The organism is Prauserella isguenensis (assembly GCF_014191605.1).
GTDB lineage: Bacteria > Actinomycetota > Actinomycetes > Mycobacteriales > Pseudonocardiaceae > Prauserella > Prauserella isguenensis.
The window spans coordinates 86,113-110,065 of the sequence record NZ_JACHWU010000009.1; the positions used below are offsets into that span (position 1 = coordinate 86,113).

The 23,953-nt window shown below is 70.0% G+C and carries 19 protein-coding genes; 7 read left to right on the top strand and 12 right to left on the bottom strand.

Annotated elements, in window-relative coordinates:
- Nucleotides 1–85: 85 nt before the first annotated feature.
- Nucleotides 86–3,046: a UPF0182 family protein gene (locus FHS23_RS21895; RefSeq protein ID WP_183659153.1), complete on the bottom strand. Its 2,961-nt coding sequence runs from the start codon at nt 3,044–3,046 to the stop codon at nt 86–88.
- A 244-nt stretch (nt 3,047–3,290) separates the two neighbouring features.
- On the opposite strand from FHS23_RS21895, the gene FHS23_RS21900 reads away from it, so the two are divergent.
- Nucleotides 3,291–3,866 (top strand): PPA1309 family protein, encoded by a 576-nt coding sequence (locus tag FHS23_RS21900; RefSeq protein WP_183659199.1) that lies wholly within the window; start codon nt 3,291–3,293, stop codon nt 3,864–3,866.
- Nucleotides 3,867–3,943: 77 nt separating this feature from the next.
- Here FHS23_RS21900 and FHS23_RS21905 read toward each other — a convergent pair whose 3' ends face one another.
- Nucleotides 3,944–5,131 carry a YlbL family protein gene (locus FHS23_RS21905; RefSeq protein ID WP_343054174.1) on the bottom strand — a complete coding sequence of 396 codons (1,188 nt, stop codon included), beginning with the start codon at nt 5,129–5,131 and terminating at the stop codon, nt 3,944–3,946.
- A gap of 102 nt (nt 5,132–5,233) precedes the next feature.
- Between FHS23_RS21905 and FHS23_RS21910 the strand changes: the two genes are divergently transcribed.
- Nucleotides 5,234–6,766, top strand: a complete 1,533-nt coding sequence (locus tag FHS23_RS21910) for a zinc-dependent metalloprotease (RefSeq protein ID WP_183659155.1) — start codon at nt 5,234–5,236, stop codon at nt 6,764–6,766.
- Between the two features lie 83 nt (nt 6,767–6,849).
- Here the strand turns inward: FHS23_RS21910 and FHS23_RS23460 are convergent, their stop codons facing one another.
- Entirely contained in the window at nt 6,850–7,413 is a 564-nt protein-coding gene (locus FHS23_RS23460; protein WP_183659157.1) for a YgjP-like metallopeptidase domain-containing protein, read from the bottom strand.
- Nucleotides 7,414–7,825: 412 nt separating this feature from the next.
- On the opposite strand from FHS23_RS23460, the gene FHS23_RS21920 reads away from it, so the two are divergent.
- From FHS23_RS21920 to FHS23_RS21930, 3 genes are all read left to right on the top strand, one after another.
- Entirely contained in the window at nt 7,826–8,983 is a 1,158-nt protein-coding gene (locus tag FHS23_RS21920) for a ThiF family adenylyltransferase (protein WP_183659159.1), read from the top strand.
- Between the two features lie 288 nt (nt 8,984–9,271).
- Nucleotides 9,272–10,573 (top strand): ABC1 kinase family protein, encoded by a 1,302-nt coding sequence (locus FHS23_RS21925; RefSeq protein WP_183659203.1) that lies wholly within the window; start codon nt 9,272–9,274, stop codon nt 10,571–10,573.
- Between the two features lie 128 nt (nt 10,574–10,701).
- Nucleotides 10,702–11,643, top strand: coding sequence for a type IV toxin-antitoxin system AbiEi family antitoxin (locus FHS23_RS21930; protein WP_246382577.1), 942 nt, complete (start codon nt 10,702–10,704; stop codon nt 11,641–11,643).
- Between the two features lie 4 nt (nt 11,644–11,647).
- On the opposite strand, the gene FHS23_RS21935 is transcribed toward FHS23_RS21930, so the two are convergent.
- The 5 genes from FHS23_RS21935 to FHS23_RS21955 all read right to left on the bottom strand — a co-directional run bounded on the left by FHS23_RS21935 (nt 11,648) and on the right by FHS23_RS21955 (nt 16,205).
- Nucleotides 11,648–11,842, bottom strand: a complete 195-nt coding sequence (locus tag FHS23_RS21935; protein WP_183659207.1) for a hypothetical protein — start codon at nt 11,840–11,842, stop codon at nt 11,648–11,650.
- Nucleotides 11,842–12,714, bottom strand: a complete 873-nt coding sequence (locus tag FHS23_RS21940) for a class I SAM-dependent methyltransferase (RefSeq protein ID WP_183659161.1) — start codon at nt 12,712–12,714, stop codon at nt 11,842–11,844. The genes FHS23_RS21935 and FHS23_RS21940 overlap by 1 nt, the downstream gene beginning before the upstream one ends.
- Nucleotides 12,715–12,787: 73 nt before the next feature.
- Nucleotides 12,788–13,039 carry a hypothetical protein gene (locus FHS23_RS21945; RefSeq protein WP_183659209.1) on the bottom strand — a complete coding sequence of 84 codons (252 nt, stop codon included), beginning with the start codon at nt 13,037–13,039 and terminating at the stop codon, nt 12,788–12,790.
- Nucleotides 13,036–13,395 (bottom strand): WhiB family transcriptional regulator, encoded by a 360-nt coding sequence (locus FHS23_RS21950; protein ID WP_183659163.1) that lies wholly within the window; start codon nt 13,393–13,395, stop codon nt 13,036–13,038. Before FHS23_RS21950 ends, FHS23_RS21945 begins: the two co-directional genes overlap by 4 nt.
- Before the next feature lie 728 nt (nt 13,396–14,123).
- Complete coding sequence (locus FHS23_RS21955; RefSeq protein ID WP_425501163.1) at nt 14,124–16,205, bottom strand: ATP-dependent DNA helicase UvrD2; 2,082 nt, start codon at nt 16,203–16,205, stop codon at nt 14,124–14,126.
- A 66-nt stretch (nt 16,206–16,271) separates the two neighbouring features.
- On the opposite strand from FHS23_RS21955, the gene FHS23_RS21960 reads away from it, so the two are divergent.
- Entirely contained in the window at nt 16,272–17,000 is a 729-nt protein-coding gene (locus FHS23_RS21960) for a DUF4191 domain-containing protein (RefSeq protein ID WP_183659167.1), read from the top strand.
- 111 nt (nt 17,001–17,111) lie between these two features.
- Here FHS23_RS21960 and FHS23_RS21965 read toward each other — a convergent pair whose 3' ends face one another.
- A complete protein-coding gene (locus FHS23_RS21965) occupies nt 17,112–17,588 on the bottom strand; it encodes an RDD family protein (protein ID WP_183659169.1) in 477 nt (158 codons plus the stop codon).
- A gap of 182 nt (nt 17,589–17,770) precedes the next feature.
- Here FHS23_RS21965 and glnA point away from each other — a divergent pair, with 182 nt between their 5' ends.
- Nucleotides 17,771–19,195 carry a type I glutamate--ammonia ligase gene (gene glnA / locus FHS23_RS21970; RefSeq protein ID WP_183659171.1) on the top strand — a complete coding sequence of 475 codons (1,425 nt, stop codon included), beginning with the start codon at nt 17,771–17,773 and terminating at the stop codon, nt 19,193–19,195.
- A 167-nt stretch (nt 19,196–19,362) separates the two neighbouring features.
- Here the strand turns inward: glnA and FHS23_RS21975 are convergent, their stop codons facing one another.
- From FHS23_RS21975 to FHS23_RS21985, 3 genes are all read right to left on the bottom strand, one after another.
- Entirely contained in the window at nt 19,363–19,794 is a 432-nt protein-coding gene (locus tag FHS23_RS21975; protein ID WP_183659174.1) for a thioesterase family protein, read from the bottom strand.
- A 68-nt stretch (nt 19,795–19,862) separates the two neighbouring features.
- The gene (locus FHS23_RS21980; RefSeq protein ID WP_183659175.1) at nt 19,863–22,829 is read right to left on the bottom strand and encodes a bifunctional [glutamine synthetase] adenylyltransferase/[glutamine synthetase]-adenylyl-L-tyrosine phosphorylase; all 2,967 of its coding nucleotides are present in this window, start codon (nt 22,827–22,829) and stop codon (nt 19,863–19,865) included.
- Nucleotides 22,830–22,873: 44 nt separating this feature from the next.
- Complete coding sequence (locus FHS23_RS21985; RefSeq protein ID WP_183659177.1) at nt 22,874–23,626, bottom strand: type 1 glutamine amidotransferase; 753 nt, start codon at nt 23,624–23,626, stop codon at nt 22,874–22,876.
- Nucleotides 23,627–23,953 lie beyond the last annotated feature (327 nt).

The window sequence follows — 23,953 nt, forward strand, 5'->3', positions numbered from 1 at the left end:
TCCACCCCGCGTCGTCGTGGCACCCACCTTACGCCTTGCCGTTTCCGGGCCGTAAGGCGGGTGCCACCTGGTTGTCTCCCCCGGGTCAGCCGCCGGAGTTCTGGAGTTGTTCGTAGCGTCGGCTGGCGGCGTCGAGTTCGGACAGCGCCTGGCCTTGCGCCTGGAAGTCGCCTTCTTCCTGGGCGGTGCGGAGCTTCTCGAGGGCGGCCTGTATGTCCTGGACGACCTGGTTCATCTCGCCGCTGTCACCGCCACCGTCGTTGTTGCCGCCGTCCTGATTGCCGCCCTGCTGGTTGTCCCCTTGTTGGTTGTCGCCCTGCTGGTTGTCGCCGGAGCCGTCCTGACCGGCTGCGTCGCCGGATTCGGGTCCGGTGGCGGCGTCACCGCTGCCTTCACCGAAGACCTGGTCGAGCGCGCCCTTCAGGGTGGAGTCGAAGCCGATCCTCCCGCCGAACGACACGATGACCCGGGCCAGCTGGGGGTAGCTCTGCGAGTTGCGCTGCTGGACGTAGATGGGTTCGACGTACAGGAACCCGTCCGCGACCGGCAGAGTGAGCAGGTTGCCGTAGATCAGGTCGACACTCTGGTTGCCCAGCAGGGTGCGGTCCTGCGTGAACTCGGGGTGCGACTGGAAGGCGTTCTGCACCTGCACCGGGCCTTCGATCTGCCGTTCACCCGAGGTCGGCAACCGGAGCACACGGATGTTCCCGTAGCTGCCGGGATCGGACGAGACCGACATCCACGCGGCCAGGTATTGCCGCCGCAGCTGAGTGAGCGCGCTCGTCAACTGGAAGTGCGGTTCGTCCTGCCACGGCGACTGCGAGTACGTGTAGTACGCGGGCTGTTTGGCCGCGTCCGAGTTCGGATCGAGCCCGCCTTCCGTCGTCGGGTCCTGCGGCACGTTCCAGAACGTCTGGGTCGCGTAGAACTCCTGGGCGTTCTGCACGTGGTACTGCGTGATCAACTCACGCTGGAGCTTGAAGATGTCCTCCGGGTACCGGAAGTGCTGCCGCAGTTCGTCGGAGATCTGCGACTCCGGTTTGACGACCCCGGGGAACGTCTTCATCCAGGCCTTCAGGACGGGGTCCTGCTTGTCCATCTGGTAGAGGTCGACGGAGCCGTCGAAGGCGTCGACCGTGGCCTTCACCGAGTTCCGGACGTAGTTGATCTCGCTGTCCTGCTGTTGCGCGACCCCGCTCAGCGAGTCGGACGTCGCCTCGCCCAGCGAGGTGCGCTGCGAGTACGGGAAGTTGTCGAGCGTGGTGTAGCCGTCGACGATCCACTTGACGCGGCCGTCGATGACAGCGGGGTACGGGTCGCCGTCGGCGGTGAGCCACGGCGCGATCTTCTCGACGCGGTCCCGCGGGTCGCGGTTGTACATCATCTTGGAGCCTTCGCCGATGGCTCCGGAGAACAGGATGTTGCGCTCGCCGTACTGCATGGCGAAGACGGCGCGGTTGAACCAGTTGTCGATCGGCACGCCGCCGTCGCCCTTGTACAGGTAGGTGCGGTCCTGTGCCGTGTCGTACTCACCGGGTGCCGACTCCGGCTGGCCGCCGACGATGGCGTAGTCCGTGGCCAGCTCGCCGAAGTAGATGCGCGGCTCGTCGACCTTCATGCCCGCACCCGTCGGGTTCTGCGTGTCGCTGGTCCCCGCGATCGGGTAACCGCCGTCGCTGTCGGCTCCCTCGAGGGCACGGTCGATCTGGTTGGCGGGCGCGGCCACGAAGCCGTTGCCGTGGGTGTAGACGAGATGGCGGTTGATCCAGGTCTGCTGGTTCGCGGCCAGCCCCTCGGTGTTGATCTCCTTCGCCGCGACGAGGTAGGCCTGCTCCTTGCCGTCGACGGTGTAGCGGTCGATGTCGAGCTTCTCGGGGAAGCCGTAGAAGTTCTCCCGGCCGACCCGCTGGGTGAACGTCGGCGAGAGCACGTTCGGGTCGAGCAGCCGAATGTTCGGAATGGTGCCCTTGTCGTTGCGGATCTGGCTGGCGTCGACCTCCGACTGGCCGCTGTAGTCGTCGTACGTGACGTTGTCGATGCCGTAGGCGTGCCGCGTCGCCTCCATGTTGCGTTGGATCGACTGGGCCTCGCGCTCATTGGCGTTCGGCCGCACGGAGAACTGCTCGAGGATCGCGGGCCACGCCACGCCGACGATCAGCCCGGACAGCAGCAACAGCACCAGCGCGATCGCGGGCAGCTGGATGTTGCGCAGGAACGCGCCGACGAAGAACGCGACCGCGCAGAACACGCAGATGCACAGCAGGATCAGCTTGGCGGGCAGCACCGCGTTCAGGTCGGTGTAGGTGGCACCGGTGAACAGCTCGTTGCGGTCCGACAGCAGCAGGTTGTAGCGGTCGAGGAAGTACTCGACGGCCTTGAGCAGCACGAACAGGCCGACGAGGATCAGCAGGTGCACCCGCGCCGGCCCCGCGACCGAGCCGCCGCGACCAGCGAGCCGGATGCCGCCGAACAGGTAGTGCGCGAGGAGCCCGCCGATGAACGCCACGACCGTGGCGACGAACAGCCAGCCCAGCACCCAGCCGAGGAACGGCAGGTCGAAGACGTAGAACCCGATGTCGTTGCCGAACTGCGGGTCCTGCCGGCCGAACTCGCCGCCGTTCAGGAACATCTGAACGGTCTCCCAGTTACCCTGGCCGGACACGCCCGCGACCAGGCCCGCGAGCACCGGGATGCCGATGCCGAAAAGTTTCACCCTGCTGGCGACGATCGACCGGTAGCGAGCCAGCGGGTCGTCCTCGCCGCTGACGGGCACGAACACCGGCCGCGTGCGGTAGGCGATCCACAGACTCAGCGCCAGCGCACCGCCCACGAGCAGGCCGGTCGCCACGAACAGGATCAATCTGGTCAGCAACACGGTGGTGAACACGCCGCGCGCGTCCACCTCGCCGAACCACAGCCAGTCGACGTACGCGTTCAAGAACCGCGCGCCGAGCAGCAAGAGCAGGACGAGGACGGCCGCGATTGTCAGCAGGATCCGGGCCCGCTTGGACAACGTGGGGAGGCCGACGGGGGGCCGAGTGGCCACAGCGCACACTCCTGAGGTCGTAACTGGCGTGGTCCAGGGGGCGCCCGTGACGGGTTCCCTGTATGCCTAACTCTACGTACCAGGGCCAGAGTTCCCGGAATGCCCCTAAACCGGGCGTCGGGGCAGTGCTGCCACGATGGTCACCATGACCGACAGTGAAGGCGCGCCCGAACCGGCCGCCGAGGGCGGCGGGGCCATCGGAAGCGGCGAGGACCTGGGAGAGGACGCCTGGTTCCTCGAGGACCTGGTGGACCAGGAGGCCGCCTCGGCGGCGGCCACGGTGGGTTCGATCGCACGCGAGGTCGAGGAGTTCGTCGCCGCGGGCGGATGGCAGCAGCCACCACAGCTGTTCGCGCTCGTCCCCACCGCGGAGCTGCTCTCCCAGCAGCCCGAGCTCGCCGACTCCCTGGACCCGGACGCCGAGCTCACCCCGGTCGCCCAGGACTCACTGCCGAACGACGACCTGGCGGAGGCGCTCGCGACGATCGCGTGGCCGGAACTGGTGCAGGGGTGTGCGCTCGCCCAGGAGATCATCGTGCTGCCGCCCGACGCCGAGGAGGAGCTGCCCGAGGTCGACGAGTCGTCAGGTGTCTCCGCCACCGACGTCGAACGGCTGAAGCAGGCGGCCGCCGGACATCCGCAGCGCACCGAGGCACGGCTCGTCGCCGCCGTGCTGCGCGACGGGCCCGCCGCCTGCGTCATGCGCCTGCGCGGCGTCCGCACCGGTTCCGACGACGCCGAACCGGGCGAGGAGATCGTCGAGCACCCGGAACTGGCACCGAACCTCGTCGACGCCCTCCGCGCGACGCTGCTGCCCTGACCCGCCCGTTCCGGCCCGCCCGGGCCGTCTGCTGATCGGCTGCCGCGCGGTCGGGGATCACCTTCGGCCGGTGGGCGTCAGCCTTCGCAGGTCGGGACGGGCTTGCCGTCCCGCAGGTTGCGCAGTGCACTGACCGCGTCGTCGAGCGTGCCGACCCGGACGAGCTCGAGTCCCTCCGGCGCCGCCGACGCGGCCTCGGCGCAGTTGCGCTCCGGAACCAGGAACGTCGTCGCACCGTCCTCCTTGGCGGCGACCACCTTGAACGAGATACCGCCGATCGGGCCCACGTTGCCCTGCGAATCGATCTCGCCCGTGCCCGCGACGTGCCGACCGTCGACGAGGTTCTCCTGCTCCAGGCGTTCGACGATGGCCAGTGCGAACATCGCACCCGCGGAAGGTCCGCCCACGTCCTCCAGCGAGATGTCGACCGTGAACGGCACGTCCGCCCGGTCCGCGGGCTGCACGCCGATGAAGCCTTGCTTGCCGCCTTCCGGGTGCCGGGCCAGCTCGACCTGCACCGTGCGGGGCTGCTGCTCACCACGCCGGTAGGTCAGGTCGATCCGCTGCCCGGGGCGGGTGTTCTCGACCGCCGCCGTCACGTCCTGCATGCCCGAGACGCTCTTGCCGTTCACCGACACGAGCTGGTCGCCGGGCTCGAGCACGCGGGAGGCCGGGCTGTCGTCGACGATTTGGTCCGCGACGACCTTGACCGGATAGCCCAGGGTACGGAGCGCGGCGACCTCGGCGTTGCTCTGCGAACTGCGGAACTGCGCGACGTTCTCCTTGCGCACTTCCTCGTCGGTCTGCCCCGGCCGGAAGTACTCCTCCCGCGGCGCGACCGCGTACCGGCCGCTGACCCACAGCCCCAGGGCCCCGAAGAGGGTCACGTCGTCGTTGAGCGAGACGGTGGTCATGCGCAGCTGACCGTCGGTGTCGTAGCTGCGCTCCCCGTCGATCGACACGACGTGCTCGCCGTCGACGTCGCCGAGGGTGTCGTAGGTCGGCCCGGGGCCCAGCGCCACGTACGGCACCTTGACGAACGATCCGACCAGTACGAAGGTGACCACGAGGACGGAGCTGAAGACGATCGTCCAGGTACGCCGCGTGGGGCGAAGTCGCCGTCGCCGCTTCGGCTCGGCGTCGTCCGCCCCGGATTGTTCCGTCCCGAACGGCGCTGCCGCCGCGGTCCCGCCGGCCGCGTTGTCGTCGGCTGTACCGGGCCCCGTGGCTCCTGACGCGGATTTCATGTCGCCGGACTCGCTCACGGGCACAGCGTACGGCCGCCGCCTGTCAGCTCAGAGCGAAGGTCCGGTTCGGCATGCCGATCGGCGGGTCGCGGCGGCCTCGGGCCGCGTACGGTGGAGGGTATGAGCAACCCACCCTTCGGGTTCGGCTTCGGTCTGCCCGACCCCGACAACAGCTCGTCCGGCCCTGGCAACAACTCGTCCGGCTCCGGCGGTCAGGGTGGCGACCCGTTCCAGCAGCTGGGGCAGATGCTCAGCCAGCTCGGCCAGATGTTCAGCCAGGCGGGCAGCTCCTCCGGCCCGGTGAACTACGACCTGGCCAAGCAGATCGCGCTGCAGCGCCTCGCGTCGAACTCCGACGACGGGGATGCGAAACCGGGAATGGGTTTCGCATCCGCGACCGGTGACACGCAGCAGGGCGACACCGCGGTGCGCGACGCCTCCCACCTGGCCGAACTGTGGCTCGACGAGGCCACGATCCTGCCCGCGGGCGCGACGCAGACCGTCGCGTGGACCGCGAAGGACTGGATCGAGAAGACCCTGCCGACGTGGCAGCGGCTGTGCGACCCGGTCGCCGAGCAGGTGTCGTCGGCCTGGACCGAGGCGCTCCCCGCGGAGGCCAAGCAGGCGGCGGGGCCGCTGATGTCGATGCTGGGCCAGATGGGCGGCATGGCGTTCGGCTCGCAGCTCGGCAACGCGCTCGCCGATCTGGGCTCCGAGGTGCTGACCTCCTCGGACGTCGGCCTGCCGCTGGGCCCGGAAACGACGTCCGCGCTGCTGCCGGCCAACGTCGAGAAGTTCACCGAGGGACTCGAGCGTCCCGCCAGTGAAGTGCTCGTGTTCCTCGCGGCGCGCGAGGCGGCCCATCAGCGACTGTTCGCGCACGTGCCGTGGCTGCGGCAGCGGCTGCTGGCCACCGTCGAGGAGTTCGCCCGCGGCATCTCCGTCGACGTGTCCGGCCTCGAGCAGCTGGCGGGCCAGATCGACCCGACGGATCCGCAGAGCATCGAGCAGGCGATGTCGTCCGGGCTGTTCGAGCCGCAGACGACCCCGGAACAGAAGGCCGCACTCACGCGGCTGGAGACGCTGCTCGCCCTGGTGGAGGGCTGGGTCGACGTCGTGGTCGCCGATGCCGTCGGCAACCGCCTGCCGGGCGCGGACGCGCTCCGCGAAACGCTGCGCAGGCGGCGCGCCAGCGGCGGGCCCGCGGAGCAGACGTTCGCCACGCTCGTCGGACTCGAACTGCGGCCCCGGCGGATGCGTGCCGCCTCGGCGCTGTGGCAGATGGTCGGCGACCGGCACGGCACCGAACAACGGGACCACCTCTGGTCACATCCGGACCTCATGCCCACGACGGACGACCTCGACGAGCCGACGGACTTCGCCGACCGGCTGGGCGGCACCGTCATCGGCGACGACGTGGACCCGATCGCCGAGCTCGAGAAGACCGAGCGCGCCGAGGCCGAAGCCGCCGCGTCCGGTTCCGAGAGTGCCGGTTCCGGCGCGGACACTTCCGGTGACGGGGACTCCGCGACGGGCCGTTCCGACGCCGACGCGGCCGACGGTGACTCCGCCGGCGGTGACTCCGATTCGGGGAGCGACTCCGATTCCGGGAGCGGAGACGGGCCGGACCGCCCGTCCGGCGGCCAGGGCTGATCCTCCGCCGTCCTCCCACGCGCCGTCCTCGCCCGGTCGCGTCTGCCTTCGGCAGGTGACCGGGCGGGGGCGGCGTTCGCGTGTCAGTCCTCCCCGTCGGGGTCCGCACCCGTGTCGTCGGCGTCCCCGCTGATACCCAGGTGGGCCGCCGCCGACAGGCCTTCGAGATACCCGATGGCGCGTTCGGCTTTCGGGTATCGGTGCACCAGCGCCCAGAACTCGTCGTTGTGGTCGGCCACCCGCAGATGCGCCAACTCGTGCACGAGGACGTAGTCGAGCACCCACGGCGGCACGTCGCGCAGTCGCTCGCTGACCCGGATCGTGCGGTTCATCGGCGTACACGACGCCCAGCGCGTGCGCATCGGCGGAACCCAGCGCACACTGGCGGGCTGGGCCGCGCCGTCGAGGTAACGCGCGGACAGCTCGGTGCACCGCAACAACAACGCCTCGTCGGACGCGCTCGCCGGCGAGGCCCTCTTGTTCTCGGTGCGCCTCAGCTTCTTCTGCATCTCGGCGACCCAGTGCTGTTCCTCGGCCTTGGTCATCGTCGCCGGGATGAGCACCACGGTCGTGTCGCCGTCACGGTAGGCCGTGACGGTACGGCGGCGCCGGGCACTGCGCCGCACCTCGACCTTCTCGTCCGCCACCGGTGCCTCGGCGCCCGACCTGTCCTGGTCGGGCTTGTCCCGGTCACGCCGGTCCTGACTGCGCCGGTCCTGGTCAGGCCGGCCCTGATCGCCCCGGTCGTCCCGGGATGTCCCGCGTCGGTTCTCCTTCTGTTCCTTTCCGTCGTCCCGCCGGTTACGTCGGGGTTGGGGTTGTCCGCCTTTCGGCTGCTTCTCGCGCGACGGTGAGTTCTGCGCCGTGTTCTGCGCCCGCCCGCGTTGACTCCGTAATGAGGGAACCCGTGCATCGGCCACTCGTACACGGTAAAGCGCGCCACCGACATTCGGGATGGCTGGAACATCACAACGTCGTAGTTGTCCACATTCACGTTCACCTGTGGATAACCCTGATCGGGTGTCCCACGGTGCCCCCATTTCCCGTCACCCTGTGAACATGACGCGAACACTCACCGAAACCGGCTCACTGCCGGAGCGGCCACGGGTCGTGCCGGGCCTCGAGGTCCTGGAACGCGGCGAAGGGGAACTGCAGATCGGCCTGGAGCCCCGACACGCCGTCGTTCTGGACACGCTGTCGCCGATGCTGATGGACCTCCTACGAGGCCTCGACGGGAGCCGCAGCACCGGCACGCTCGTGCAGCTCGCGCGTTCCCAGTGCACCTCCGACGAGGAGGCGGACAGGGCCGCCGACGATCTGCGGCTCGTGCTCGCGGGACTCGCCGAACGCGGCCTGATCGAGGAGACCGACGCGCCCGCGCACGCACGATCCGTACGCACCGACGAACCCGCACTCTGGACACTGACCCGCTCCCGGCCCCGGCGGACCGCCGCCGCACGATGGGCCCAGAGCACCGTCCTGATCCAGGGCGGTGGCAGGCTCGCCGCGTCACTGGCCCGCATTCTCGCGACGGCCGGCGTCGGGCACATCGATGCCCACGCCGACGGGCGCGTCGGCCCGGAGGACCTCGGCACCGGGTTCGTCGACGGTGACATCGGCACTCCGCGGAGGCAGGCCGTCACGAACCTGGTCAAACGCACGAACTCGGCGACGAGGACCGGCAAGGTACGGGGCAAACAGCGCCCGGACCTGGTGGTGCTCACGGACACGGTCGTGCCGGCCCCGGAGCTCGTCAACGAGCTGATGATGGAACGCCTACCGCATCTGCTGGTGCGTGTCCGGGACGGCAACGGCATCGTCGGCCCGCTCGTCCACCCGGGCCGGAGCAGCTGTCTGCGCTGCGCGGACCTCACGCGGACCGCGCACGACCCGTCGTGGCCTCGCGTGGCGAACCAGCTCGCGGGACGGCTGCCGCGGACCGACCTGTGCAGCGTCACGGCCACGTCGGGCGTCGCGGGCGGGCAGATCCTGCGCATTCTCGATCCCGAGGAGTCGGTGCCGCCGACCTGGAACGGCACCATCGAGATCGACGCGTTCGGCGGCACGACAGCCGCCTCCGGATGGGCGCCGCATCCGTCGTGCCCGTGCGGAGCCGCCGCCGTCGCGCAGCCCGCGCGCCGGACGCAACATCAGGGTGAGAGCGCGTCCGCGCAGGCCTCGGCACCGGCCGACCCGGACGGTGACGCCGCCCCGTAGAAGCCGTGGAAAGCCTGGAGCCGAGATCCTGTCGCCACGACTGCGCCGGGCACCGTGGTGGCGCCGGTCTAGCGGTCTCCGGTGGACACGTACGACCACTGCCGGCACAGGGTTTGCCGAACCGCTCCCCACGACGTTGATCGACAAGGCAGAATCGCGGACGTGACGGAACACCGCGAGGCCCGGGACAGGTCCGACGAGGCCGCTACGGCAGACACCGCGGAGGCCACGGAGGCCGCCGACGTCGCCGACACAACGGGCACGGACAACGCCGACGCCGACTCGGCCTTGCCTCGCAGGACCGTCGCGCGCACCGCGAAGCTGGCGAGCCTGCCTCTGGGGATGGCGGGCCGGGCGGTCGGTGGCTGGGGCCGGCGGCTGACGGGGCAGAGTGCCGAGGAGGTCAACGCGGGGCTGTCGGCGAAGGCGGCCGAGCAACTGTTCGAGGTGCTGGGCACGCTCAAGGGCGGCGCCATGAAGTTCGGACAGGCGCTGAGTGTGTTCGAGGCGGCCGTGCCCGACGAGCTGGCCGAGCCGTATCGCGATGCGCTGACCAGATTGCAGGCCGCCGCCCCGCCGATGCCCGCCAAACAGACGCACCGCGTGCTGACCGAACAACTCGGCCGCAGCTGGCGACAGCGGTTCGCCGAATTCGACGACGAGCCGACGGCGGCGGCCAGCATCGGCCAGGTGCACCGCGGCACGTGGCACGACGGGCGCGAGGTGGCCGTCAAGGTGCAGTACCCGGGTGCCGACGACGCCCTGCGCGGAGACCTGCGCCAGCTGCAGCGGTTCAGCCGCCTGTTCCAGAGCCTCGTACCGGGCACCGACGTCAAGCCACTGCTCGCCGAGCTCGCGGACCGCATGGACGAGGAGCTCGATTACCGGAGGGAGGCCGACAACCAGCGGGCGTTCTCGAAGGCGTTCGCCGGCGACGAGCAGGTCCTGGTTCCGCGGGTCGTGGCGAGCTCCCCCCAGGTGGTCGTCAGCGAATGGGTCACCGGCACGTCCTACACCGAGATCATCCGCAGTGGCACCCGTGAACAGCGGAACCAGGCCGGGCGCCTGCTGGCGGAGTTCCACTACTCGTCGCCCGCCCGGGCGCAGTTGCTGCACTCCGACCCCCACCCCGGCAACTTCATGCTGCGCGAGGACGGCCGTGTGTGCGTCATCGACTTCGGGGCCGTCGCCCGACTGCCGTACGGTGCCCCACCCGCGATGGGCAGGATCATGCGGCTGGCGCTCGAAGGGAGATCCGAGGAGCTGTACGCCGCGCTGCGAGCCGAAGGGTTCGTACGGGCCGACACGGAGATCGATCCCGACGACGTCTACGCATACCTCCATCCGATCGTGGCCCCGCTCGCCGAGGAACGGTTCCATTTCTCCCGCCGATGGGCCCAGGACCAGGCTCTTCGCATGGGCGACCTGCGCGGCCAGGACTTCCGCACGGGACGCTCGCTCAACCTGCCACCCCATTGGCTGCTGATCCACCGGGTGACCGCGGGCGCCATCGGCATTCTGTGCCAGCTCGACGCCGAGCTGCCGTTGCGTTCGATCGTGCAGCGGTGGCAGCCCGGTTTCGCCGACTGACGGTCCGGAACCGGCGAGTTGTCCACAGATTTCGTCGCAACGGCAGAAATCAGCCCTTCGCCGAGCCGAGTTGTCCACATTTTCGCCGAACCGTCCCTGTCACGCTCGGCGATCGGCACGCTCGAGCCATGACTGCTCTTGCCGACGCGGCGCAACTGGCGCCCGCCTCGAACGACCCCGCCTCGAACGACAATGTGATGACCACCGCGGAACTGCGCGCACACGGCGTGTCCGAGGGCACCATCGCGCGCCGGTGCCGGCCCGGAGGGCCCTGGCGCCGGCTGCTGCCCGGCATCGTGCTGCTCGATGCCGGCGAGCCCACCCGGAGACAGTTGGTGCGCGCCCTGGCTCGCTACGTCGGGCGTGAGGGCATCGTGACGGGCGGCGACGCCCTCGGCGCTCACGGCCTCGCGCTTCCGAGAACGCCCGCGGTGCACGTTCTGGTGCCGAAGGGACGCCGCATGCTCTCGCCGACGTTCGCCCTCGTGGAGAGGACGACCCGGCCCCCGGAACCGGTCGTGGTCGACGGCATCCCGTTCGCGCCCCCGACCCGGGCCGCGCTCGACGCCGCCCGCCGCGAACCCGATCCAGGACGGCTGCGCGACCTGCTCTCCCTGCCGATCTACTACGGCCTGACCACCGCCACCGAGCTGCGCTACGAACTCGACGCGGGCAGCCAACGCGGCACGGCGGCGGTACGGGCCGAACTACGGGCGATCGACCGCGACCGTGACACCTACACCCGCGCGTGGGCCCGCACGGTCCTTCGTGACGGCCCGCTGCCACCGCCGCGGTGGGACGTCGCGGTGCACGACCGGCGCGGCAGGTACATCGGCACGGTCGACGCGTGGTGGGACGAGGTCGGCCTCGGCTGGCAGTTCCACCCGGGGGACAAACCGCACCTGGGGCATCTGGCGCTGGCTGCCGCCGGCGTGACTGTCGTGCGGACGGACCCCGACAGGCTCACCACGGACCCGCGGGGCGTGCTCACGGAACTGGCCACGGCCTTCCGCAGGGCCGCCGGCCACAAGCGACCGGCCGTGCAATGCCTGGCGACGGCGGCGGCATGAGGCATCACCAGTACTCGGCAAGCAGCTTCCCCTCGATGTCCCGCACGTGTTCACGGACGCAGCGAGGGCATAGCCAGCGCGTACGCCCGGATTCGGACTCGCGCAGCCACCCGAGCCCGGCGGCGACGGCCTCCGTGCCGCCGCGCTCGCCGCACAGGCCGCATGTCACGTGCGCCTCGCCGTTCCCGGCCGCGCTCATCATGACGTCGTCCCGAGATACACCGTGCGGGCGCTCAGCAGATGCACGTCCTCGCGGCGGCCGAGGTGGTCGGCCGCCGCCGGATCCAGGAGCCGGGCCACCGTGTCCCGGTCCGCGGCATCCATGCGGTCGTCCGCCATCTCGGCGAGGCCGCGGATGTGGTCGAGTACGAACTCCCGTACCCGCTCGCCGACCGGCGCGGGCTCGTCGACGAGGTAGGTGAAGGACGTGACACCGGTGAGGCCGGCGCGGGCGAGCGCCGTGGTCCAGCCGTACCCCATGCGAACGACGCCCGGCATCGAGGCGCGCATCTCCTCGAACCACGCGTCGCGATGTGCGAGCAACCGCAGTTCCAGGCCCGGTCGGCCGATACCGAGGTCCCAGGGCAAGCACCGCATGCCCAGCCCGCCCTCGGCGACAGCCAGAACGCCGCCAGGACGGAGGGCTGCGGCGAGCCGGTCGACGGCGGCCTGCTGATCGGGCAGATGGTGCACCACGGCCGACGCCCACACCAGGTCGGCGGGAGCGACGAGGTTCGCGAGCGGTTCGACGCCGGCGTCGGCGACGATCTCGTCGACGGTCACCGCGCCACCGCCCGCCTCGCGCGCCGCGGTACCCGCCGCGGCGATGAGCTCGTCCACGGCGTCCACAACGACCACCGTGCCGCCGCCTCGGGCAGACAGGGACGCGGCGAGAGCCGCGCTCATCCCGCCCGCCCCGGAGCCGACGTCCACCACGGTGGCTCCGGTGGCGAGGTGGCCGGTGATCCGGTCGGCGACCCCGGCCGTGGCGGTGCTCTCGAGTTCGGCGAGTGTGCGCATGCTCGACAGGCGTGCCGCCCAGTCGACGTCGTCGTGCGTGTGTGCTGCCATTCCGCCGATTCAACACCGGTGGACGGGGTGGTGGCGAACGGACTCCTCTACCGTTCGCCGCCACCCCGGCGACCTACCGGTCGAAGTGCGCGGCACGCCGCGAGGCCCAGCGGGCGACCCGTTGCCAGCGTCGCGCGGCGCGCCGCCGGCGTTCGGCTCCCCCTCCCTCGGCCTGTTTCCGTAGTTCGCGTATTCGGTCTCTGGTCAGTTCCTCGTGCAGCAACATGGCTGATGTCTCCGTGTTCGGATGGTCGGATGTGAGGTAGCGCGATGGCGCCTGCGGCAGGTCCTTGCGGCCTGCTCTGCGGCCGGCTCCGGTCGTCATGCGGCGCTCCGTTCCCGCGATTCGGGCACCGAGTGCTTCCGCGGGCGACCGCGCGGCCGCTTGCGGGCCACGACGGCACCGCGTTCGAAGATCTCGCCTCCCCAGACGCCCCACGGCTCACCGCGGGCCAGCGCACCTTCGAGGCAGGCCGAGCGCACCGGGCACTCCCCGCACAGCGTCTTGGCGCGTTCCAGGTCGGCCGGCTTCTCCGCGAACCACAGGTCCGCGTCGCCGGTCCGGCAGGGAAGGTCGACATCGGTGGACTCTCCGGAGTCGATCAGTTCGGCGACTCCGGTCGTCCCGGCCAACAAGGCGGAGAACGTCTCCTCTGACGCGGAGACGGTGGCCGTTGGCATGGCGGCTCCTTCGGTAACGAGTGTGTGCGGATGAGTCGACGGATCCACACAGCCCTCGAACAGCACGAAGGCCGCGGATCCGATGGGGTTCCGCGGCCTTCGAGAGCCAGATGCCTAGCCTGTCGCTAGACGGCGCCTCTCGCAGGAGCCGGGCGGAACCCGGGACGTGTCCTGGATCTGGATCGGAAGCAGCTGACGACGGCGCTCCGGACGCGGCACCGGGTTGCCGAGATCGGCAGCGGTGAGCGCCGGGTCGCCGGCCGGAGCGTGCGACGCCGTGCCCCCACGCACGTCGAACACACCGAGGCCACACAGATCCAGGGACATGCCGGCACGCCGGCGGTCACGATCGACCGACGCACAGGACAACGGCGCGTGCACGAAGTGCCCGTCACGAAGCAGGGTCGACCGGTTTCCGGAGATGCCGGCGATGACGATCGTCGTCTCGAACTTCATTGCGGGCACCTCCTCTCACATCGGTCGGCCACCACCGGGGCGGCCGCGCGTCTTCAACCTGGTCACTGCAGGTTATTGCGGGCGCGCGTGACGGGGCAACTGATTTTTCGAAAAGTTCGCCACTTTCCCCGGAAAACCACCGTGACCAGCGATGAAACCGGTCACAACGACTCACCGCGCTAACGGGCCGAGCTGCCCGGAGGCAGCCGCGGGCGGCAGCTCGGCACTCGGGCGCTGTCGGAGCACCGGCCCTCCCGGCGGACGGAACCCGACTAGCCGCTCGCCTCGTCGCGCACCACGGCGAGCACGTCGTCACCGAACTGCTGGAGCTTGGACGCCCCGATGCCGGAGATGCCGACAAGCGCCTTGCTGTCGGTGGGCCGCTGCTCGGCGATCGCCACGAGAGTCGAATCGGTGAACACGACGAACGCGGGCACGTTCAGTTCGCGGGCGCGTTCCGTCCGCCATTCCTTCAACCGGTCCAGCAGGTGCTCGTCGACATCCGCCGGGCATTTGGTGCAGCGGCCGAGCTTGACCTCCATCGTGGAGATGAGCGGCCGGGCGCAGATGCGGCACGAGTTGGCGAACTTCGTCTGCTTGCCGGACTTCGCCACACGCGCGGCCGGATGGTCCTCCGGTACCAGGCCGTACAGGAACCGGCTGCGGCGGCGGTTCCGCCTGCCGTCGGGGTGACGCGACAGGGCCCAGCTGAGTGACAGGTGCTCCCGAGCGCGCGTGACGCCGACGTAGAACAGCCTGCGTTCCTCCTCGACGGCCTCGTCGTCGCCGTCGGCGCGTTGGATCGGCACGGTGCCGTCGGCGAGGCCGACGAGGAACACGGCGTCCCACTCGAGGCCCTTCGCCGCGTGCAGCGACGCCAGGGTGACACCCTCCACGGTCGGCGGATGCTGTGCGGCCGCGCGCTGTTCGAGTTCGGCGACGAGCCTGCCGAGGGTCGCGTCCTCGACGGTGCCCGCCAGCTCCTCGGCCACCTCGACGAGCGCCAACAGCGCGTCCCAGCGTTCCCTCGCCGCTCCCCCGGCCGGTGGCTGTTCGGTCAGGCCGACGCGGGCGAGCACCCGCCTGCACAGCGCGACCAGCTCGCCCCTCGGTTCGTCGGCCGCGGCGGTGCGCAGCGCGGAGATCGCCTGCCGGATCTCCTGCCGCTGGAAGAACCGTTCGCCTCCGCGGACGAGGTACGGCACGCCCGCCTCGGACAGCGCCTGTTCGTACGCCTCCGACTGGGCGTTCACGCGGTACAGCACCGCGATCTCGCTCGCGGGAACGCCGTCGTCGAGCAGCGCACGGATACGCGTCGCGGCCGCCGCCGCCTCGGCGGGTTCGTCGTCGTACTCGGCGAAACGGGGTTCCGGACCGTCGGCCCGCTGTCCGATGAGTTCGAGGCGCGATCCGGCGGGCCTGCCCCGCGCGGCACCGATGACACGGTTGGCCAGCGACACCACCTGCGGCGTCGACCGGTAGTCGCGTTCGAGACGCACCACGGCGGCCTCCGGGAACCGACGGGTGAACTCGAGCAGCGGACGGGGCGAGGCGCCCCCGAACGAGTAGATCGTCTGGTTGGCGTCGCCGACGACGGTGAGGTCGTCACGGCCGCCGAGCCACGCGTCGAGCAGTCGCTGCTGTGCGGGTGTGACGTCCTGGTACTCGTCGACGACGAAGCACCGGTACCGCTCGCGGAACTCGTCGGCCACGGCCCGGTGCTCCTCGAGCGCGGCTGTGGTGTGCAGCAGCAGGTCGTCGAAGTCGAGCAGCTGGGCATCGTTCTTCGTCCGCTCGTATCCGCGGTACAGCTCGGCGATCCGTTCGGCCGGTTCGGGGATGTCCCGTTTCAGCCTGGCGACCACGGCCGGGTAGTCGTCCGGGCCGACGAGGGAGGCCTTCGCCCATTCGATCTCGCTGGTGAGGTCCCTCAGCATCTCCACCTCGGTCGGCAGTCCCAGCCGGTTGGCGGCCTGGCCGACGAGGCGGAGCTTGTTGCCGTCGATGAGGTCCCACTGGCGTTCGCCGACGACGCGCGGCCAGAAGTAACGGAGCTGGCGCAGTGCGGCGGCGTGGAAGGTGCGGGCCTGCGCCGCCTCGACACCGAGTCCGCGCAAGCGGGTGCGCAGCTCCCCTGCCGCGCGCGAGGTGAACGTGACGGCGAGGACCTGACCTGCGGAGACGTGCCCGGAACGTACCAGGTAGGCGATGCGGTGGGTGATGGTGCGGGTCTTGCCGGTGCCCGCTCCCGCCAGCACGCACACGGGCCCGCGCGGGGCGCAGGCGGCCGCGCGCTGTTCGGGGTCGAGGCCCTCGAGCAGTTCCGGATGACGGTTCGACGACGCACTTCCCACGTCCCGCATCCTCGCAGAGGGGACCGACGGCACAGCGGCAGGCCGGACGCCCGTATCCTGGCCATTATGGCGGAGAAGCGGGACAAAGAGGCTGCCAAGCAGGCCAAGAAGGAAAAGAAGGCGGCGAGCAAGGCGCGCCGTGGCCAGATCTTCCAGGCGTTCCATATGCAGCGCAAGGAAGACAAGGCCCTGATCCCGTTGATGCTCGGGACCTTCGTGGTCATCGCGGGCCTGGTCTTCCTGCTCGGCATGTGGTTCGGCATCGAGTGGCTGCTGCTGCCGCTCGGCATCCTGCTCGGCGTACTCGGCGCGATCATCCTGTTCGGCCGCCGCGTGCAGAAGAACGTGTTCGCGAAGGCCGAGGGGCAGCCGGGCGCCGGTGCGTGGGCGCTGGACAACCTGCGCGGCAAGTGGCGCGTGACGCAGACCGTGGCGGCGACCACGCAACTCGACGCCGTCCACCGGGTGCTCGGCGGGCCGGGCGTGGTCCTCGTCGCCGAGGGTGCTCCGCATCGAGTGAGGAACCTCCTGTCGCAGGAGAAGAAGCGGATCGCCCGCCTGGTCGGCGACACCCCGATCTACGAGGTGATCGTCGGCGACGAGGAGGGGCAGGTTCCGCTGCGGAAGCTGCAGAACCACCTGATGAAGCTGCCGCGCAACCTCAAGGGCCCGCAGGTCGACGCCCTCGAAACCAAGCTCTCCGCACTGGGCAACCGCGGCGCTGCGATGCCGAAGGGCCCGATGCCGCAGGGCGCCAAGATGCGCAACGTCCAGCGGACCATCCGCCGCCGCTGACGCCGCCCAGCACACCTCGGCTCATCGACAAGCGGGCCGCCTCCCGTCGACCGGAGGCGGCCCGCTTGTCGTCTGCCCGATCCGGCCGCCCGACTACTCGCGGGGCCGCGTTCACCTCATGCGGACGACGACCGTGCCGGTAAGGCGGTCGTGCCAGCCGCGGGCGTCGACGTTACGCACCGCGGCGGGAAGGATGAGGGCCGTGAGTGCGCAGCGGACGAGCGCGCGCCACAGTCCGGGGACACCGCCGCCGTCGAGTCGGCCGATGCGGATTCCGCACAGGCCCATGCCGGGGGTGAAGCTGAACCACGCCGCGGAGACGACCGTGACAAGTGCCCAGGTGCCCAGCGACCACAGGTTGAACGACTCCATGGCGGCCATGTCGTCGAAATCGGGCCGGACGAACAGTGCGGTGAGCAGCGAGGCCAGCACCAGATCGGCGAGCAGGCCGACGAAGCGGCGACCCGAGCCGGCCGCGGCGCCGACGCCGTCGGCGGGTAGGCCGAGCCGTTCCCCGGGCCAGCGCGGCGGGTCCTGATCGGCCGCCGCGGACAGGTTCGCCAGCCACTCTCCGGTCCATCTAGCCACGCGAACAGGGTATGCCGCCGGTTCGGCGGTGCATCGAGCGGCCTGACGTGGGACGATCCGACATCGGCCGATCCGTTAACCCCGGTGAAACATACGGGTGACGGTCGGGCAACACCGCCCTCTTAGCTTGGGCCGAGGAGAGCAAAGCTCACGCAACCTCGAACTAGAAGGAGTCACCGAGGGTGTCCACTACTGCCGACGATGTCCTGCGTCTCATCGCTGACGAGGATGTGCAATTCATCGATGTGAGGTTCTGCGACCTTCCGGGTATCATGCAGCACTTCACCGTCCCCGCCAAGTCATTCGACGCGGACGCGTTCGAAGAGGGCCTGGCCTTCGACGGCTCGTCGGTTCGAGGCTTCCAGTCGATCCACGAGTCGGACATGCTGCTGCTGCCCGACCCGGCAACGGCGAAGATCGACCCGTTCCGGCAGGCCAAGACGCTGTCGATGAACTTCTTCGTGCACGACCCGTTCACGCGCGAGCCCTACAGCCGCGACCCGCGCAACATCGCGCGCAAGGCCGAGCAGTACATCTCCGAGTCGGGTGTGGCCGACACCGTGTTCTTCGGTTCGGAGGCCGAGTTCTACGTCTTCGACGACGTGCGTTTCGACTCGTCGGAGAACGCCACGTTCCACGAGATCGACTCCGTCGAGGGCTGGTGGAACACGGGCCGCAAGGAAGAGGGCGGCAACAAGGGCTACAAGACCAAGTTCAAGGGCGGCTACTTCCCCGTGCCGCCGGTCGACCACTACGCCGACCTGCGTGACGAGATCTCGCAGCACCTCATGGGGTCGGGTTTCGAGCTCGAGCGCGCCCACCACGAGGTCGGCACCGCGGGCCAGGCGGAGATCAACTACAAGTTCAACACGATGCTGCACGCCGCCGACGACCTGCAGCTGTTCAAGTACATCGTGAAGAACACGGCGTTCGCCAACGGCAAGACGGCCACGTTCATGCCGAAGCCGCTGTACGGTGACAACGGCTCGGGCATGCACTGCCACCAGTCGCTGTGGAAGGACGGGGCGCCGCTGTTCTACGACGAGTCCGGGTACGCCGGCCTGTCGGACATGGCGCGTCACTACATCGGCGGCATCCTCGCTCACGCGCCGAGCCTGCTGGCGTTCACCAACCCGACCGTGAACTCGTACCACCGGCTCGTGCCCGGCTACGAGGCCCCGGTCAGCCTGGTGTACTCGCAGCGCAACCGCTCCGCGTGCGTCCGTATCCCGATCACGGGCAACAACGCCAAGGCCAAGCGCATCGAGTTCCGCTGCCCCGACTCGTCCGGCAACCCGTACCTGGCGTTCGCCGCGATGATGATGGCCGGCCTGGACGGCATCAAGAACAAGATCGAGCCGCCGGAGCCGATCGACAAGGACCTGTACGAGCTTCCGCCGGAGGACGCGAAGGACGTCAAGCAGGTTCCCGCCGATCTGGACACCGTGCTCAACGCCCTCGAGGCCGACCACGACTACCTGCTCGAGGGTGGCGTGTTCACCCCGGACGTCATCGAGAAGTGGATCGCCTTCAAGCGCGAGGAAGAGATCGACCCGCTGCGGCTGCGTCCGCACCCGTACGAGTTCGCGCTGTACTACGACTGCTGACGTCGGCGCGTCGGCAACCTGCGACAACGGCCGGCGGTGGGAGCTCCTGGAGCTCTCGCCGCCGGCCGTGCGCATGCCCGCAGTGTGTCCACGTGCGCCGGGCGCGCGGCGCACGTGGACACGAGAATGCCGGCCCGAGCAGCACTCGGACCGGCGTCGTCGTGGATTCAGCTGCCGCGCAGCAGGTCCAGGTCGACACCCGCGTCGCGGATGCGCTCCATCGGACCGGGTACGAGCTTGCGCTTCTCCAGGTCCATCAGACCGAGGGTTGATTCGATCTCCGCGGAGACGGTGCCGTCGAGTTTGGTGATCACGTTGTCCATCCAGAAGACCTTCTTCTCGTCCTCGAACCGGGACACGCACGACACCGTGGCCTCGTCACCCCACCGCATCTCCCAGCGGAACCGGATGTGCGATTCCAGCATCACGATGCCGATGCCCTGCTTGATGAGTCCCTCGGTGACGCCTGCGGCGACCGCGAGCTCGGTACGCGCGATCTCGCCGTACTGGTGGTACACCGCATGGTTCAGGTGGCCGTTCGGGTCCAGCTCGTACGTACGGACCTTGACCTGGATCGAGAAGGGTTCACGCTCAGTCACGCATGCCACCGTAAACGGGCAGCCGACAGCGGTCTCCCGAAGGTGAGCAGCCGCTCACCGTGCCGCCGTCACTCGTCGTAGAACAGCCGCTCCACGACGGCGTGCGCCTGCCGGGTGGTCTTGCGGTAGGTGTCGAGGAACTCCCCCGCGTCCTCGTCCACGCCGTAGCCGAACACGCTCGCCACCGCGGTCAGCTCCCGCCCCGACGTCGGCAGCTGATCGACGGCCTTGCCGCGGACCAGCATCGCCGCGTTGCGCGCTCGCGTCGCCAGCGACCACGCCTCGCGCAGTGCATCGACGTCCTCGCGGGCGGCCAGGCCGGTCTCGGCCATCGTCTCGAGCGCCGCGGGTGTCGACGTGGTGCGCAGTTCCGGCACCTCGTGGGCGTGCCGCAACTGTGCGAGCTGCACGGTCCACTCGACGTCGGCGAGCCCGCCGCGGCCGAGTTTCGTGTGCATCGACGGGTCGGCGCCGCGCGGCAGGCGCTCGGTGTCGACCCGCGCTTTGATGCGCCGCACCTCGCGCAGTTTCGCCGCGTCGAGTCCGCCCTCGGGGTACCGGAACGGATCGATGGCGACGATGAACCGATCTCCGAGGTCGGTGTCGCCCGCGAGGAACCGGGCCCGCAGCAGTGCCTGCGCCTCCCACACCTCGCCCCAGCGTTCGTAGTACGTGCGGTACGACTCGAACGTCCGCACCAGCGGGCCGCTGCGGCCTTCCGGGCGGAGGTTCGCGTCGACCTCCAGCGCCGGGTCCTGCGTGGGAGCACCGAGCACCTTCCGCACCGTTTCGGCGACGGCCGTGGCGAACTTGAGTGCCTGCTCGTCGGTGGCGCCGGAGGTGCGCTCGCACACGAACAGGACATCGGCGTCCGAGCCGTAGCCGAGCTCGCTGCCGCCTAGCCTGCCCATACCGATCACGGCGAGCCGCGCGGGCACGCTGCCCACCTGCGCCTGTTGGTACCGCGTCGCCGCTTCGAGGGCGGACTGCAGCACCGCGACCCACACCGACGACAGTGCATCGCACACCGCGGGCACGTCGAGCAGGCCGAGGACGTCGGCGCACGCGACCCGCAACATCTCATGCCTGCGCAGCGACCGCGCCGTCGCGACGGCCGCGTCCAGGCCCGGCTGTCTGCGCGCCGCCGCCCGCAGCGACGTCGCCGTCTCGGCGGGCGGGCGACCGCGCAGCCGCTCGGCGTCGCCGAGCATGTGCAGCACCTCCGGCGCCCGCACCAGCAGGTCGGGTACCAGCCGTGACGTGCCGAGCAACGTCGCGAGGTTCTCGACGACGGCCGCCTCGTCCCGCAGCACGCGCAGGTACCACGGAGTGTCGGCCAGTGCCTCGGACACGCGCCGGTAGGCGAGGAGCCCGCCGTCCGGCTCCGGCGTGTCGGCGAGCAGGTCCAGCAGCACCGGCAGCAACGTCTGCTGGATCGCCGCGCGTCTGCTCACGCCGTTGGTCAGCGCGCGGATGTGCTGCAGTGCGCCTTCCGGGGATGCGAACCCGAGGGCCGTGAGCCGCTGTTGCGCCTGTTTCGCGGTCAGCCGGAGCGCGGCGCTGGGCACACGGGCGACGGAGTCCAGCAACGGGCGGTAGAACAGCTTCTCGTGCAGTCTGCGGACGCGCCGGACGTGCTTGCGGAACGCCGTGTCGAGCTCCTCGGAGCGGGACCGAGCCCTCGAGGAGCGAATGCCGGCGGCCCTGGCCAGCCAACGCAGCGCGGTGGTGTCGTCCGGCTCCGGGTACAGGTGCGTTCGCCGCAGCGCGCGAAGCTGGAGTCGGTGTTCGAGTACGCGGAGGAACTCGTACGACTCGGCCATCTCCTCGGCGTCTGTCCTCGCGACGTAGCCTCCGGTGCCGAGAGCCGCCAACGCGTCGAGGGTCGAGGCGGACCGCAGTTGGTGGTCGATGCGCCCGTGCACCAGTTGCAGCAGCTGCACCGCGAACTCGACGTCGCGCAACCCGCCGCGGCCGAGTTTCAGCTCCCGGTCGGCGATCTCGGAGGGGATGTGCTTCTCGACGCGGCGGCGCATGTGCTGCACGTCGGCGACGAAGTTGTCCCGTTCCGCCGCGGACCACACCATCGGCGCGACGAGTTCCGCGTACCGGCGGCCCAGGTCGGTGTCGCCTGCCGCCGGGCGGGCCTTGAGCAGCGCCTGGAACTCCCACGTGCGCGCCCACTTCTTGTAGTACGCCTCGTGGCCGTCGAGCGTGCGTACCAACGCGCCGGCTTTGCCCTCGGGCCGGAGCGCGGCGTCGACCTCGAAGCACGCCTTGCCGACGACGCGCATCATCGCGGTCGCCAGCCGGGTGCCGATCTGCAGGTCACCGTCGCCGACGAACACGACGTCGACGTCGCTGACGTAGTTGAGTTCGCGTCCACCGCATTTGCCCATGGCGATCACGGCGAGGGTGGCGTCGGCCGACCCGCGGGTCTCGTGTTCGGCCACGGTCAGGCCTGCTTGCAGCGCGGCGTCGGCAGCGGCCGTCAGCGCGTGAGTGGTGTGGGCGAACGTCGCCGCCTCGACCTGCGTTTCGACGAGATGGCCGAGGTCGGCAGCCCCGATCTCCAGGACGAGGCCTCGGTAGGCCCTGCGCAGCGCCTGTTCGGCCTCGCCTCCGGTCAGCACGTCGCCGTCGACGCGAACCGCCGCCTGCAAGGTCGCCGCGTAGTCGGCCGCCGGTGTGGGGGCGGCGAGCCGTCGCCACTGGCTGGGGGAACCGACGAGGTAGTCGCCCAGCGCCGTCGAGGAACCCACGACGCCGAGCAGCTTCCCGCGTACGACCGGGTCGGTGCGCAGCGCCGTGTCGAGATCGGGCCAGCCGTCGCGGTCGGCTTCGCGGATGCGGTCGATGGTGCGCAGCGCGAGATCCGGGTCCGGCGCGTGGGCGAACGCGGCCAGGAGCGATTCCGCACCCGCAACCGGGCCGGCGTCGGTCCACCAGCCCGCGGCGCACAGCTCGTCGGCGGCATGGTCGGACGTGAAACCGAATCTGGCCGTGGAGGCCGCTGGGCGAACGCTGTCTACCATCGGCTCCTACCGTAGCCCCACGACCGGGGACACGGATGGTGCAATCAGGCCAGCGGGAGTCCCCGTCGCGGGTCGTCCGCGGGCCGCAACGTACCTGCGGCCAGGTCCACGAACCGGTGGGCGAACGGCCGCCACGTTTCGGCGATGTCGGCGTGCATGCGATCGAGTGTGTCGGCGTCGAACGCGTCGGCTTTCGCCACACCCGCGACGTCGGGAGATCGCGCCACCCAGGTATCGACGATGTCGCGGGTGGTCTCGATGTGGAACTGCAGCCCGTAGCCGCGTTTGCCGACGCGAAAAGCCTGATGGGGGTACAGCGGTGTCGACGCCAGCAGCGTCGCACCTCCCGGCAGCATCTCGATGGCGTCGCGGTGGAACTCGAGGACGTCCGGCATCAGTGGCAGCTCGGCGAAGAGTGGGTCGGTCCACGCTGCGTCTTTCTTCGACACGAGCTTCGGCCCGGCTTCCGGCCCGTGCGGGCCGGGGTTGACCACGCCGCCTGTCGCGGCTGCGAGCAGTTGTCCGCCGAGGCACACGCCGAGCGTGGCGACACCGCTGCCGACGGCGGCGCTCAGCAATCGCCGCACATCTCCGAGCCACGGGTACGTGTCGTCGGCCAGTGCGTTCATGCCGCCGCCGAGGCAGACCACTGCGTCGTAGCCGTCGGCCGTGGCCGGCACCTCGTCGGCACCTCCGAGGCGGGTGTAAAGTTCGGCGCCCGCCTCTTCGAGCCATTCACCGAGTGTGCCCGCCGGAACCGCCTCGTCGGGCTGGACCACCAGAATGCGTGTGCTCACGCCCTTCACCCTAGGCGAGGACGTCGATCGGTGAGGGCCACGGGCGCACAACGAATCATCGGCGCACCAATCATCGGCGCAGCGGAGAATTGCTACGAGAAGGACGCGATTTCGCGTTCCCTACGCGCCTGTTGGGGTGGTGGTGGTGTGCGAGCCCTGGTGGTGGGGTGGTGTGGACCGTGAAAAAGAGCAAAAAAGGGGTCAGGGCGGGTGTCGGCGAGTCCCCCCGGTTTGGGGGTCTCGAGCCGGCGTACCCGCCCTGACCTCTTCTTTTCATGTTAAGTTCGGCGGTGTCCTACTCTCCCACACCCTGTCGAGTGCAGTACC

What these genes read in the sequence shown, in the direction of transcription:
- FHS23_RS21910 (WP_183659155.1), top strand. Translation starts at nt 5,234, where the DNA reads ATGAGCAACCCACCCTTCGGGTTCGGCTTCGGTCTGCCCGACCCCGAC.
- FHS23_RS21920 (WP_183659159.1), top strand. Translation starts at nt 7,826, where the DNA reads ATGACGCGAACACTCACCGAAACCGGCTCACTGCCGGAGCGGCCACGG.
- FHS23_RS21930 (WP_246382577.1), top strand. Translation starts at nt 10,702, where the DNA reads ATGACTGCTCTTGCCGACGCGGCGCAACTGGCGCCCGCCTCGAACGAC.
- FHS23_RS21935 (WP_183659207.1), bottom strand. Translation starts at nt 11,842, where the DNA reads ATGAGCGCGGCCGGGAACGGCGAGGCGCACGTGACATGCGGCCTGTGC.
- FHS23_RS21940 (WP_183659161.1), bottom strand. Translation starts at nt 12,714, where the DNA reads ATGGCAGCACACACGCACGACGACGTCGACTGGGCGGCACGCCTGTCG.
- FHS23_RS21945 (WP_183659209.1), bottom strand. Translation starts at nt 13,039, where the DNA reads ATGACGACCGGAGCCGGCCGCAGAGCAGGCCGCAAGGACCTGCCGCAG.
- FHS23_RS21950 (WP_183659163.1), bottom strand. Translation starts at nt 13,395, where the DNA reads ATGCCAACGGCCACCGTCTCCGCGTCAGAGGAGACGTTCTCCGCCTTG.
- FHS23_RS21960 (WP_183659167.1), top strand. Translation starts at nt 16,272, where the DNA reads ATGGCGGAGAAGCGGGACAAAGAGGCTGCCAAGCAGGCCAAGAAGGAA.
- FHS23_RS21980 (WP_183659175.1), bottom strand. Translation starts at nt 22,829, where the DNA reads ATGGTAGACAGCGTTCGCCCAGCGGCCTCCACGGCCAGATTCGGTTTC.